Origin of the sequence: Pedobacter heparinus (genome assembly GCF_032678725.1) — a bacterium.
GTDB lineage: Bacteria > Bacteroidota > Bacteroidia > Sphingobacteriales > Sphingobacteriaceae > Pedobacter > Pedobacter heparinus_A.
The window spans coordinates 313,942-327,403 of sequence record NZ_JAVTSC010000005.1 but is presented as its reverse complement, the minus strand read 5'-3'; the positions used below and the strand labels follow the sequence as shown (position 1 = coordinate 327,403).

At 38.6% G+C, this 13,462-nt stretch carries 12 protein-coding genes; 5 read left to right on the top strand and 7 right to left on the bottom strand.

Features of this window, described 5'->3' with window-relative positions; genetic code table 11:
• Nucleotides 1-44: 44 nt before the first annotated feature.
• Nucleotides 45-479, bottom strand: a complete 435-nt coding sequence (locus R2Q85_RS10640) for an Hsp20/alpha crystallin family protein (RefSeq protein ID WP_316811757.1) — start codon at nucleotides 477-479, stop codon at nucleotides 45-47.
• An 85-nt stretch (nucleotides 480-564) separates the two neighbouring features.
• Here R2Q85_RS10640 and R2Q85_RS10635 point away from each other — a divergent pair, with 85 nt between their 5' ends.
• The gene (locus tag R2Q85_RS10635; protein WP_316811756.1) at nucleotides 565-1,056 is read left to right on the top strand and encodes a thioesterase family protein; all 492 of its coding nucleotides are present in this window, start codon (nucleotides 565-567) and stop codon (nucleotides 1,054-1,056) included.
• Nucleotides 1,057-1,059: 3 nt separating this feature from the next.
• Here R2Q85_RS10635 and R2Q85_RS10630 read toward each other — a convergent pair whose 3' ends face one another.
• A complete protein-coding gene (locus R2Q85_RS10630; protein WP_316811755.1) occupies nucleotides 1,060-1,437 on the bottom strand; it encodes a dihydroneopterin aldolase in 378 nt (125 codons plus the stop codon).
• A 95-nt stretch (nucleotides 1,438-1,532) separates the two neighbouring features.
• Here R2Q85_RS10630 and R2Q85_RS10625 point away from each other — a divergent pair, with 95 nt between their 5' ends.
• The 3 genes from R2Q85_RS10625 to R2Q85_RS10615 are packed head-to-tail and all read left to right on the top strand — an operon-like array spanning nucleotide 1,533 to nucleotide 5,810.
• Nucleotides 1,533-2,723, top strand: coding sequence for an acyl-CoA dehydrogenase family protein (locus R2Q85_RS10625; RefSeq protein ID WP_316811754.1), 1,191 nt, complete (start codon nucleotides 1,533-1,535; stop codon nucleotides 2,721-2,723).
• Nucleotides 2,724-2,755: 32 nt separating this feature from the next.
• Nucleotides 2,756-5,443 (top strand): DUF3857 domain-containing protein, encoded by a 2,688-nt coding sequence (locus R2Q85_RS10620; RefSeq protein ID WP_316811753.1) that lies wholly within the window; start codon nucleotides 2,756-2,758, stop codon nucleotides 5,441-5,443.
• Nucleotides 5,430-5,810, top strand: a complete 381-nt coding sequence (locus R2Q85_RS10615; RefSeq protein ID WP_316811752.1) for an SRPBCC domain-containing protein — start codon at nucleotides 5,430-5,432, stop codon at nucleotides 5,808-5,810. The genes R2Q85_RS10620 and R2Q85_RS10615 overlap by 14 nt, the downstream gene beginning before the upstream one ends.
• Nucleotides 5,811-5,845: 35 nt before the next feature.
• Here R2Q85_RS10615 and lysA read toward each other — a convergent pair whose 3' ends face one another.
• Together lysA and R2Q85_RS10605 are read right to left on the bottom strand one after the other, a co-directional pair.
• Nucleotides 5,846-6,997, bottom strand: coding sequence for a diaminopimelate decarboxylase (gene lysA / locus R2Q85_RS10610; RefSeq protein ID WP_316811751.1), 1,152 nt, complete (start codon nucleotides 6,995-6,997; stop codon nucleotides 5,846-5,848).
• Between the two features lie 188 nt (nucleotides 6,998-7,185).
• Nucleotides 7,186-8,499, bottom strand: coding sequence for an aspartate kinase (locus tag R2Q85_RS10605; RefSeq protein WP_316811750.1), 1,314 nt, complete (start codon nucleotides 8,497-8,499; stop codon nucleotides 7,186-7,188).
• Between the two features lie 215 nt (nucleotides 8,500-8,714).
• On the opposite strand from R2Q85_RS10605, the gene R2Q85_RS10600 reads away from it, so the two are divergent.
• Nucleotides 8,715-10,448 (top strand): phospho-sugar mutase, encoded by a 1,734-nt coding sequence (locus R2Q85_RS10600; RefSeq protein WP_316811749.1) that lies wholly within the window; start codon nucleotides 8,715-8,717, stop codon nucleotides 10,446-10,448.
• Between the two features lie 12 nt (nucleotides 10,449-10,460).
• Here R2Q85_RS10600 and R2Q85_RS10595 read toward each other — a convergent pair whose 3' ends face one another.
• From R2Q85_RS10595 to R2Q85_RS10585, 3 genes are all read right to left on the bottom strand, one after another.
• Nucleotides 10,461-10,901, bottom strand: coding sequence for a response regulator (locus R2Q85_RS10595; protein ID WP_316811748.1), 441 nt, complete (start codon nucleotides 10,899-10,901; stop codon nucleotides 10,461-10,463).
• Nucleotides 10,902-10,959: 58 nt separating this feature from the next.
• The gene (locus R2Q85_RS10590) at nucleotides 10,960-12,012 is read right to left on the bottom strand and encodes a sensor histidine kinase (protein ID WP_316811747.1); all 1,053 of its coding nucleotides are present in this window, start codon (nucleotides 12,010-12,012) and stop codon (nucleotides 10,960-10,962) included.
• Nucleotides 12,013-12,214: 202 nt separating this feature from the next.
• A complete protein-coding gene (locus tag R2Q85_RS10585) occupies nucleotides 12,215-13,462 on the bottom strand; it encodes a glutamate-5-semialdehyde dehydrogenase (RefSeq protein WP_316811746.1) in 1,248 nt (415 codons plus the stop codon).

The window sequence follows — 13,462 nt, the reverse complement described above, 5'->3', positions numbered from 1 at the left end:
GTCTTAACGACATGCCCTTATCACCTTAAAACAAACTAAACCAATTATGAAACCTTTATTTCTTTAGTTGCTGATTTTGACTCATCTTTTTTACCTATAGTGATGTTTAGAATGCCATTCACATATTCAGCACTAATTTTTTCGCCATCTACACTTTCAGGAAGTACAAATGACCTTGCGAAAGAGTAGTAATCAAATTCTTTTCTGGTGTAATCTTTTTTCTCTTCAGTTTCAGTTGTTTTTTTCTCAGCCCAAACTGATAAGGTATCTTTTTTCAGGTTAATTTGAAAATCTTCTTTTGTTAAACCGGGTGCTGCCAATTCAATTTTATAATCGGTTTCTGATTCTAGAATATTTACACCAGGTACTTTATTAATAGTTAAGTTTTTATTTAAAGCTTCACTAAACAATGAGTCGAAAACATTGTTAAAGTATGGTGCAGTGTTCCTGGTTCTGTTGTTGAATTTTACTAGTGTCATTGTTATTTTCTCCTATTTTTATTTTTTTGTTAATTATTGATTGTATACAACCCATTGTTCAACTCTTATACCAACTCCATTATTTATGATTTTTAAGACATTTTGGCGCAACAAAACCAATAAGCAAGACAAAAAGACAGATATCATCAATACTTTAGAAAGTTTTAAGTATAAAACTATGATTGAAACCCGTTTTGCAGATTTCGATATGATGGGTCATGTGAACAACGCTGTCTATTTTACATATATGGAAATTGCAAGGGCTAAATACTGGAACCACGCCATACAGTGGGACTGGAAAAAAACAGGTGTAGTAATTGCGCGTGCCTCACTTGACTATATTTTACCTGTATTTATAGAAGATAAGATCAGTATGTACGTGCGTACATCCAGAATTGGAAAAAGCAGTTTTGACCTGGAGTATTTACTAGTAAAACTGGTTAATGGAAAAGAGGAGATTTGCAACAAAGGTAAAACTACCTGCGTAGCGTTTGATTATGCTACTAAAAGTTCCTTCCCTATTCCAAAAGATGAAAAAGACAGGATGATCTCTTTTGAGCAATTGAACGATGATTAACGCCTATATGGAAGCTGCGTACTTCAGCTGAACAAAAGAGTGGCCGATTTCCCCAGGCATAGGTGGGTTTAATTTTTTTATCCCCACCGTTGCTGTTAGCAGGAATGGATAAATAACAATGGTTCGGTCTATAATGTTCCTGATTACAGTTTCCAGCATTTTTTGCGTTTGTGTCATTTCTTCCAATATGATATGGTTCAGTATTTCGTAGTTTACAGTATGTTGTAAATTTTCTGTTTCTCCGTAAGGGATGAACTCAACCACCACATCAACCAGAAAATAGATACCGGTCAGCTGTTCTTCGGGATAATAGCCATGAAAAGCAAAACATTTAACATCTTTCAAGGCAACAGTCTGGATAAATTTAGAAGGATCAGGCATCAGAAGAATTATTTTTTTGGTTTTAACCAGCCATACCCTTAAATCATTACCTTTGGTAAGGACAGCCGATTGCTAAACCAAATATAGTGTAAACAATGAATAAATCAGCCAGAAAAGACCTTTACGAAGCGCCAGATTATTACTTATTAGACGAACTTTTATCAGAGGAACATCGACTGATCCGTTCCACAGCCAGAGAATGGGTTAAGAAAGAGGTAAGTCCAATTATAGAGGATTATGCACAAAAAGCAGAGTTTCCAAAACATATCATAAAAGGTCTTGGAGAAATAGGTGCCTTTGGACCTACTATTCCTGTTGAATATGGTGGTGCAGGACTTGATTATATTGCTTACGGTTTGTTAATGCAGGAGATTGAACGGGGTGATTCCGGCATCAGGTCCACTGCTTCTGTTCAGGGATCATTGGTGATGTATCCAATTTACACTTATGGTACTGAAGATCAGCGCAAAAAATATCTGCCTAAATTAGCTACAGGTGAACTGATGGGTTGTTTTGGATTAACTGAACCGGACCATGGATCAAACCCAAGTGGCATGGTAACCAACATCAAGGATAAGGGCGATCATTATTTGCTCAACGGGGCGAAAATGTGGATCTCCAATGCACCTTTTGCAGACATTGCTGTAGTTTGGGCCAAAGATGAATCTGGAAAAATAAGAGGAATGGTGGTAGAACGTGGTATGGAAGGATTTAGTACTCCTGAAACACATCACAAATGGAGTTTGAGGGCTTCAGCAACTGGTGAACTTGTATTTGACAATGTTAAAGTTCCGAAAGACCATATTTTTCCAGAAATTACTGGCTTAAAAGGCCCCTTAGGTTGCTTAAACCAAGCACGTTATGGAATTGCATGGGGAGCTTTAGGGGCGGCAATGGATTGTTATGATACTGCTTTACGCTATGCCAAAGAACGCGTGCAGTTTGGTAAACCGATTGGCGGATTTCAGTTACAGCAAAAGAAGTTGGCGGAAATGATTACCGAAATTACCAAGGGACAATTGCTGGTATGGCGCCTGGGGGTACTTAAAAGTGAAAACAGGGCTACACCCGAGCAAATATCCATGGCAAAAAGAAACAGCGTAGAAATTGCGCTGGATATCGCAAGAAATGCAAGGCAAATGCTTGGAGGAATGGGGATTACCGGTGAATATTCAATTATGCGCCACATGATGAACCTGGAATCTGTAGTTACGTATGAAGGCACACACGATATCCATCTGTTAATTACGGGTATGGATGTAACTGGCCTCAACGCATTTAAATAATAGCAAAATTCTTGCCGCTCAAAAATCTAAATATGCAAGCTCCATCGTTCTTCTCCACTCTTTTGCAGGTGTTGTTTAAAAAAATGCTTTTCCTGGCATTTTTTATCCTTATTACCATTCATGGCTACGGACAGGCTAAAAACTTCTATATAGACAAACGCGATCCCGCATGGATTGTTAAGTTGAACAGTAAAGGTTTAAAACCTGCTGCTAAGGACATCTCTGATGGATATTTTCTGGCTGTTTATGAAAACCAGAACCATGTAGAACTTCAGGAAGAATATACCCATGTGATCAGAGAGATTGTATCCGATGCCGGCGTTCAGAATGGTTCTCAGATTTCTGTAACTTACGATCCCAGTTTCCAAAAGCTGGTTTTCCATAACATCACACTTTGGCGCGGCAACGCACCCTCAAACCGGATGCAAGCAGGGAAATTTAAGGTATTGCAAAATGAAAAAGACCTTTCCAAATTTATTTACAGTGGAACTTATGACGCCTTTCTGCTATTAGATGATGTTAGAAAAGGTGACAGAATTGAATTCTCCTATACCATTAAAGGAACTAACCCCATATTTGGAGACAAATTTGCTTCCTTGTTTTATTTTGAGGGGTCGAGCAGTATAGGACATACTTACACCAATGTGATCTTTAACAAGAGCCGTTCGTTTAACCTGAAGAACTTTAATTTTAACGACCAGCCTAAGATAACAGAACGGAATGGATTAAAAGTATATGAATGGGAACATAAACTGACAAAAACACACCGCATTACAGATTTTGAGCCCAGCTGGTATAATCCCTTAAAAAGAAGCCAGCTTACAGAATACAAAAGCTGGAACGATGTGGTGAACTGGGGCCTTTCTGTTAATGATTATACCAACATGGAAACTCCCTTGCTGGATAAAAAAGTTAAAGAGCTGGAGGATAAAGCGGGTGGGAACCAGGTAGAATATATAGAATGCGCAATAAGATTTGTACAGGATGAGATCAGGTACATGGGCATTGAAATGGGTGTATACTCTCATCGTCCAAATGCTCCGGAAAAAGTACTGAAGCAGCGCTATGGAGATTGCAAGGACAAGTCACTCCTATTGGTATACCTGCTTAAAGCAAAAAATATTCCCGCCTATATGGCGTATGTAGATACCTATTCTACCGTCAAAACAAAAGATTATCTGCCCAGCCCTTTTGTATTTAACCATGTTGTTGTGCTGATTGAATACCGTAACAATAAAACCTGGGTTGACCCCACCATAGCTTATCAGAGAGGGAGCTTTAATAGCCTTTATTTTCCAGATTATGGGGATGCGCTCATCCTGAAAAAAGGAGTTAATGCTTTAGAATCTGTGATCAGTATCCCAACCGGAAAACTGGTATCGGAGCTAAAGTTTGATGTAGCAGATACGGTTCCCAACAGCAAATCTTTACTGACCATTAAAAGTACCTATACGGATAATTATGCAGATAACATCAGAAGCGAAATTGCGGAATCTGGTACCGACGGGATGGAAAAAACTTACCTGGAGTATTATGGTAAATACTATCCTGATATTGAGTCAAAAGCGCAGATTAAGGTAAGTGACAACGAAGAAACCAATACGCTGGAAATAGTAGAAACTTATGAAATTAATAATATTTGGGCCGAAGATAAAGAAACTGCGGAAAGGTATTTGTCGTTTTTTGGTGATCTGATCAGTTCGGAAATGAGAGACGTTACAGCCAAAAACAGGCTGGCACCCATGTCCCTTAAAAACCCGGTTAATGTAGAGCAGGTGATCACGGTAAATATGCCTTACCTGTTTAACTTTGGTACAGAATCTGTTAAAATAGAAAACGACGATTATTATTTTGAACTCTACAGGTTCCAGCGGGGCAAGACTGTAACCTTTAATTATACGTTCCGCAACATGAATGCCTTCATTGAAGGTTCAAAAGTTAAGGATTATGTAAAGAACAAAAGCAAGATAACAGATCACCTAACCTATTATATCAATCGTGGAACTACTGCTGAAGGTGAAATTAATCCTTATATGCTGAGCATTTTTATTGCTGCAATGATGATCTCTGCTTACTTTTACTTTAAACTGTATCATAAAAGCGGGTCCTTTGATTTGGAGCGTTTGAAATATGCCCAACCAATTGGCGGCTGGCTGGTTTTACTCGGCATAAGAGTGGTGATATTACCCCTGGTACTGCTGAGCGATGCAGTCCGGTCCGGACTATTTAGTATGAGTTCATGGACTTCGCTGGATACGTTGAAATATCCGGTACAATACCTCATAAAACTACTTTATTTTGCAGAAGTAACTGCTTTTGCCCTGCTGATCGGCTATGCAGTGTTACTGGTATTTCTGTTCTTTAAGAAAAGGGAAAGCTTCCCGAGGCTATTTATCATTTTTTCCATTTGCCTCCTCGCTTTTCTTATTGGAGATAATGTTGCTGCAATCTATATTCGTTCGGTAACCAATCAGTCGTTAATTAATATGGAAGATATTCCAACAGCTGTGCTATCTTTGCTGTACAGCTTTGCCTGGATAGCTTATGTAACGAAAGCTGAACGGGTAAAAGAGACCTTTGTTTACACCTACCCCGAAGTAGAATGGAAGACCGCTTTGATAGGGCATTACAACGAAAAAATGGCTGTACAAAAAGAATCAGTTCAGCAGACAGAACTGATAAACAGCCAGGTAAGCATTAAAAATTATGAAGACATTTAAAAAATATTATCAGATTCCTGCTCCTCCTGAAGAAGTTTATCTGGCCTTAACAAAGGCGCAGAGTATACAGCTGTGGACGGGAGCTGAAGTTGAATTTAAGGAAGAAGCCGGTACTGAGTTTTCTTTTTGGGATGGAGATATTGTAGGCAAAAACCTCGAATTTGATTATGGCAGGAAGATCGTACAGCAATGGTATTTTGGTGAAAACAATGAACCTTCTATAGTAACGATTAAGCTGCATGAAGATAAGAAAGGGACTTCCCTGGAATTTGTACAAACCAATATCCCTGAAGAAGATTATAATGATTTTACAGAAGGCTTAGACGAATACTATTTAGGCGGTCTATTAGACTTTTTTGAAGAATAAGCAGGTGCATTACCTGCCTATTCTCTTTACTACGCCTAATCTTCACTGTAAACAGATCTGATTTCATCACGTAGATTATACTTTGAAGCCATAACCTCACCATAAGCACCTGCGCTTCTAATGGCATAGATGTCGCCTCTAAAACTTTCCGGCTGCTCCACTTCTTTACCAAAACAGTCTGTGCTTTCACATATAGGGCCTACAATATCATATTTTAATGTGGTTTTATTACCCCTGGTAAGGTTTTCAATTTTGTGATAAGCCTGATAAAGGGCCGGTCGCATCAGTTCTGTCATACCAGCATCCAAAACAACGAAATTTTTCTTTTTGCCATTCTTCACATATAGAACGCGGCTAATCAATGAGGCGCACTGCCCTACCAAGGCCCTGCCCAATTCAAAATGCACTTCCTGACCAGGTTTAACCTCAAGAAATTCAGCGAAAATCTTAAAATAAGTACCAAAATCAGGAATCTGTTGATCGGGGTGATGATAATCTATACCTAAACCGCCGCCCACATTTAATACCTTAACGTTAAAACCACGTTCTTCAAACCATATTGCAAATTCATTTACCCGCACGCATAAGTTCTTATATACATCCAGATTGGTGATCTGCGAACCAATATGAAAATGTATACCGATAAACTCAATATGTTCAGTGATCTTCAAGGCTTCAACACATGCTGGAAGATCCCAGGAGTTGACGCCAAACTTATTCTCATCTAAACCAGTAGTAATATTGTGGTGAGTATGGGCATCAACATTTGGATTGATGCGGATGGCAATTTTTGCCTTTTTTCCTTTTTTGCCAGCCAGTTCATTAATAACCTCCAGTTCCTGAACCGACTCTACATTAAAACAGAATATATCCTGATCCAGTGCCAGGTTAATTTCCTTATCAGATTTACCAACACCAGCAAAAACGACCTGTTTATGATTAAATCCCGTTTCAATGGCCCTGTTCACTTCTCCGCCGCTTACGCAATCTGCACCAAAACCAATGGTCTTTATTTCTTGCAGCACACTTGTATTGAAATTAGCTTTCATCGCATAGTGCACATGAAAATTGTATAACTTAGCGGCATCTGCGCATGCATTTAACGTGTTTTGCAACAGGTTAAGATCGTAATAATAGAAAGGTGTTTCTAAATTTGCGAAGCGTGATATATCTTTATTAGAAAACATAATGTTTAAATTTCTTGTTATATTTTTTGTAGTTGTACTGGGTTTTATTTATGTAGGCAATTACATTGATCTCAAAAATGATAAAATCAATAAAAAAGAGTACAACCGAAGAATACGGTTCTTCATTGTACTCGTTTTTATTCTTATTGGCATTCTTATCTGGATAAAAAGAAGGTAAAGCCTTCTCCTTATTCAAATATTCTGTTGTGCAAACTTCTTAATGCTTCAGTTTTATCGTTCGTATTGATCAATATGGAGATATTGTAATTACTTCCTCCATAAGAGATCATTCTTACCGGAATGTGTTTAATTGCATCCAGTACCCTTGCAGCATAACCATGTTTTTCTGCACTAAAATCGCCAACAACACAAACAATAGACTGATTACTGTCAATTTCTACTGTACCAAAAGCATGCAGTTCTTCCATGATCTTATCCAGGTTATCTGTATAATCAATCGTTAAAGAGACAGCTACCTCAGAAGTAGTAATCATATCAATTGGTGTTTTATACCTTTCAAAAATCTCAAATACCCTTCTTAAAAATCCGTAAGCCAGCAACATCCGGCTTGACTGGATTTTAATGGCCGTGATTCCATCTTTGGCTGCAATGGATTTGATCCTGCCTTTCTCGCTCTCACTGGAGATCAGGGTTCCTGTAGCATTCGGCTCCATGGTATTTAATAACCTAACAGGGATTTTGTATTTCTGTGCAGGGAAAACAGATTGCGGGTGCAGAATTTTAGCGCCAAAATAAGCAAGTTCAGCTGCTTCATCAAAAGACAACTGGGCAATGGGTTTTGTACCTTTAACAATCCTTGGATCGTTATTATGCATTCCATCAATATCAGTCCAGATCTGTACTTCTTCAGCTTTAATTGCTGCACCAATTAACGAAGCTGTATAATCACTGCCGCCCCGACGCAGGTTATCCACTTCACCAAAACTGTTTCTGCAGATAAAACCCTGCGTAATAAAAAGTTTATTGCCTTTATGCTCCGCTAACATGGGTTGTAAATGCGTGGTAGAAAATGCGACATCAGGCTCATTGTCTTCATCAATTTTCATGAAATCCAATGCAGGTAACAATACAGAAGCTACACCGATTGATTTTAAATAGATATGGTACAAAGTGGTAGATAACAATTCACCCTGTGCCAAAACAACTTTTTCTTCAGCACTTGTAAAAATATCATTGGCCAATGAACTTAAAAAATTGAAATGGTAATCTACCACCTCTTGTCCTTGTTCACGATGCTCACCTGCGGTTAAAAGTTCAACCACAAACTGGTTATATTTCTCATGTAAAGCGTTAATCAGACTTAACGCTTCCTGTTTATCTCCCTTTAAAAGTTTGGCTGAAATCTCTACTAAACTATTGGTGGTACCAGACACAGCCGATAACACTACAATTTGTTCTGCTGCAGGATCAATGATATCCAGCAATTTTTTCATACGCTCAGGGCTTCCTACAGAAGTGCCTCCAAACTTTAATACTTTCATAGTTCTTTAATTGTTTTTAATGCTGAAGTTCGCCTGATCTGACAAACTTCATGGTTTATTTTAATTTTTAAAGGTTAAAAAAGCTAGGTAAATAGCTATATTTATTTGCTCCAGGTATTTTATCTTAACCAAAATGGTCATATACTTGTAATCGGGCGTGAATTTAAATAAAACGTGCTTAATAACGGCAGAATAGACGAAATAAAATTTGAAATATGCAATTAGAACAAGGTACCCTGGCCACTATAAATGAATGGCTTAATGGCAATTACGATCAAAAAACTAAGGATGAAATACAAGAGCTTTTAAATAAGGAAGCTTATACCGATCTTACCGATGCTTTTTACCGGAACCTGGAATTTGGTACTGGAGGATTAAGAGGGATTATGGGGGCCGGTTCTAACCGGATCAATAAATATACCATAGGAACTGCAACCCAGGGATTAGCCAATTACCTGAATCAAAAATATCCGGGAGAAAAGATTAAAGTGGCTATCGCGCACGATAGCAGGAACAATTCTGATTATTTTGCAAAGATCACTGCAGATGTATTTTCGGCAAATGGAATTCATGTTTATTTTTTCGCTGCTTTGCGGCCTACACCCGAATTGTCTTTCGCAATTCGCCAACTGGGCTGTAAAAGTGGAGTAATGCTTACGGCTTCACATAATCCTAAAGAATACAACGGTTATAAAGCTTATGGCGCTGATGGCGGACAGTTTACATCACCAGATGATCAACTGGTGATGGATGAAGTGGCTAAAATTAAAAATATCGATGCTGTAAAATTTGAACGCATTGAACAGCATGTTGAGCTTATAGGCGAAGACCTGGATCAATTGTACCTCGATAAAATAACCGCATTATCTGTATCTCCAGAGGCAATAGCACGCCAGCATGCGCTAAAAATAGTGTATTCACCAATTCACGGAACAGGAATAACTTTGGTTCCTAAGGCGCTGGAACAATTTGGCTTTACCAATTTAACTGTTGTGGAAGAACAAAGTCAACCAGATGGCAATTTCCCAACGGTTGTGTATCCAAATCCCGAGGAAAAGGAAGCCTTGACCCTTGCCTTAAAAAAAGCCAAAGAAATTGATGCTGATCTTGTACTCGCCACTGACCCGGATGCAGACAGGGTTGGAATTGCAGTAAAAAACAATGATGGTGAATTTGTATTGTTAAACGGTAATCAAACAGGAAGTTTACTGATCAATTACCTGTTAACAGCCTGGCAGGAGAAAGGTAAACTTACAGGTAATGAATACATTGTTAAAACTATAGTAACTTCTAATTTGATTGAAGCCATTGCCAAAGCTAAAGATGTGACCTATTATAATACGCTGACCGGCTTTAAGTGGATCGGTCAGATCATGACCAACCTGGAGGGAAAACAAACCTTTATAGGCGGTGGTGAAGAAAGTTATGGTTATTTAATTGGCGACCTGGTAAGGGATAAGGACGCCGTGGTTTCCTGTGCGTTTATAGCCGAAATGACTGCTTTTTACAAAGATAAAGGCAGCAGTCTTTATGACGCTTTATTAAACATGTATATAACATACGGTCTGTATAAAGAAGAGTTGGTTTCTATCACTAAAAAGGGAAAAACAGGTGCTGAAGATATTAAAGCAATGATGGAGAAATTCAGAAATAACCCGCCCGCAACACTTGGTGGTTCTAAAATCGAAACATTAAAAGATTATGAACTTGGCATACAGACAGACCTGAAAACAGGTATAAAGACTGAACTGGAATTACCTAAGTCTGATGTGCTCCAGTTTATCACCGAGGATGGCAGTATTGTTTCTGCGAGACCATCTGGAACTGAGCCAAAGATTAAATTTTACTGCAGTGTGAATGCAAAACTACCTCATAAAGAGGATTTTAAAGCAGTTGATACCCATCTCGGCAATAAAATTAAAGCAGTAATGAATGATTTAGAGGTCTAATGAACCTCTAAATCAATTTTCAGTAATCTCTTCAAAATATCTGTTGGTAATGGATGAAAAGGTTTCCAGATTAAGCGGCTTATGCAAATAAGTCGCTATCTCTTCCACCCTGGCAGCATGGAGCTCATCATCAGGATTAAGAGAAGTGGTTAACATGACCACTACAATCCTTGCCTTATGCTTTTCATCAAGCTTTTTATATTCAGCAATAAAATCCCAGCCGTTCATGCCTGGCATGTTAATGTCCAGAAAAATAATGCCAGCTTTAGGCGCATTTTCAACGTTTTGATATTTACCAGAGTAAGTTAAATAGTCGAGCGCTTCTTTTGCAGAGGTTATTTCTTTGACAGCTACATTTATTTTAGCATTTTCTACAATTCTGCGATGAATGAAATTTGTAGATATATCATCATCAATCAGTAGTACACATTCCAGATCTTTATATTTTTTCATCAATATATTGTTGTGCTTTCATTAATTTAACAATTCATTTCGTATATCTTCTTTCAATTTATATCCTAAAAGAAAAACAGAAGGTACTTCCCTCTCCTACAACAGACTTAACAGAAATTTGACCTCCGTGCAATTCCACAATTTTTTTACAGTGTGAAAGTCCAATGCCATATCCCTCGTAATCTGCTACATTGTGCAGCCGTTGGAACATGATAAATACCTTTTCATTATATCGTTCTTCAATGCCTATTCCATTGTCTTTAAATTCAAAATGCCAGAACTTATCCTGCCCCACAACAGAGATCTGGATTTCGGGATCAACATCTGGTTTTTTAAATTTTAAAGCGTTACTCAGCAGGTTTTGAAAAAGCTGTCTCAATGCCATTTCATAGCCATAAACAATGGGCAGATCCTGATAGTGGATTTTGGCCCCGGACGCAAATATGCTGCTAAAAAGATCATGCTGGAGGCTATCCATTAATGCATTACAATCTACCAATGTTTTTGCCTGTTGCCCTCCCAATCTTGCATAATCAAGCAATCCTTTAATCAGGTTTCGCATCCGTTCCGTTGAACGGTCTATGAACTGCAGGTACAGCTTGGCATTTTCATCAAATACCTCCTTATATTCATCCTTAAACAGTTCTACAAAATTTTTAACCGTTAACAGCGGTTCCTGCAAATCATGGGAAGCGATATATACAAACTGTTCAAGCTCCTTATTTTTAATTTCAAGTTCCCGTGCATACTCTTCTGTGGTTTTCTCAAAATGCCTTTTGGCGGTCAGATCCCTGACAAATTTAGAATAGCCAACAACTACATTATTGTCGTCATAAATTGCAGAAATGGTCACAAATCCCCAGAACAGTTCTCCTCCTTTTCTTACCCGCCAGCCTTCGTGCTGTGACCTGCCTTTTAACCGTGCTTCTTCAATAAGTAATTCTGGTATTTTGTTTCTCCGGCTCTCTTCACTATAGAACACACTGAAATTATGACCGATAATTTCATCTGCCTTATATCCTTTTATTTTCTCTGCTTCTTTATTCCAGTTTTCTACATTTCCATACCTGTCCAAAAACAGGATGGCATAGTCATCTATTACCTCAAGCATTCTAAGTAGGCTATCTGATCTCAAGTACTTGTATTTATAAATGGTGGATCCGATACAAGTATTTTCAAAATTCAGGCCACTATACCAAAGTTGAAAACAACCACAACAGCACGTTTTCGTGTTGTAACATCAAATTTACCGGCGCCTTTTTTTCCCAAAAAGGGGAATTAAAGCCCGGCATACCTTACTGATAACAAGAAGTTTACCTGATTTGCCCCGCTCCTCTGACCAGCCATTTCTCTGTAACCAGTTTTTCGAGAGCAAATGGACCACGTGCATGAAGTTTTTGTGTAGAAATTCCAATTTCCGCTCCAAGTCCAAAAACCTGTCCGTCAGTAAACCTGGTAGAAGCATTTAAATAAACTGCAGCAGCATCAACTTCATTCAGGAACCTTTCTGCTTTGGCCTGATCTTCTGTCAAAATTGCTTCCGAATGTCTGGAAGAAAACTCCCCGATATGCTGCAAAGCCTCATCCGTGTTTTCAACGATCTTTACGGAACATTTGAAATCTAAAAATTCCCGGCCAAAATCTTCCGGAGTAGCCAGGTTCAGTTGTGGATAATTCAGTTCCTTTAAAATGCCAAACGAAAACTGATCAGCAAATATCTCCACGTTATAACCAGATAACAAAGGCGCCGTAATTGTTAAGAAATCTTTAGCTATAGATTTATCAATTACAACTGTATCCAGCGCATTGCATACCGAAGGTCTGGAAACTTTAGCATTGACAACTATGGCTGCTGCCTCTTTAAGTTTTGCAGTTTGTTCTACATAAGTATGGCAAACACCTGCACCGGTTTCAATCACTGGTACAAGGGAATTCTTTCGCACGTATTCAATCAGCTGATTTGATCCGCGGGGAATGATCACATCAATATACTTTTCCGCCTGAAGAATGTCAAGAATATACTTCCTATCGGCAGGTAATTGTTGTACAATATGTTTATCAAGTCCATATTCCTCTAAAATCTGCTGAATCAGCGAAACTATAAACAGATTGGTATGATAGGCATCCTGACCACCGCGTAACAAACAAACATTGCCAGATCTGATACATAACGCGGCAACATCAACCGTTACATTAGGTCTGGATTCATAAATCACGCCCACTACTCCAATCGGTACTGTTTTTTTCTGAACGTGCAAGCCGTTGTCAAGTATACGCTCAGAAAGAATTTTGTTAGTAGGATCTTCCAGACCTGCAACATCTTTTAAACTGCTGGCAAGGTCGGCTATCCTGGCTTCGTTCAACAACAAACGGTCCCTTTTGGGATCCGACAACGACATCTTTTCCAGATCTTTCAGGTTCTCAGCAATAATTTGGGCCGAGTGTGCTAAAATCGATGTTGCAAAGCTGATGATCAGCTCTTGTTTCCTTTGATCACTTAGCGCCGAAATCGCAGCCTGAGCTTTTTTTGCGTTGATTAACTGTTGTTGAGTTGATTCCAT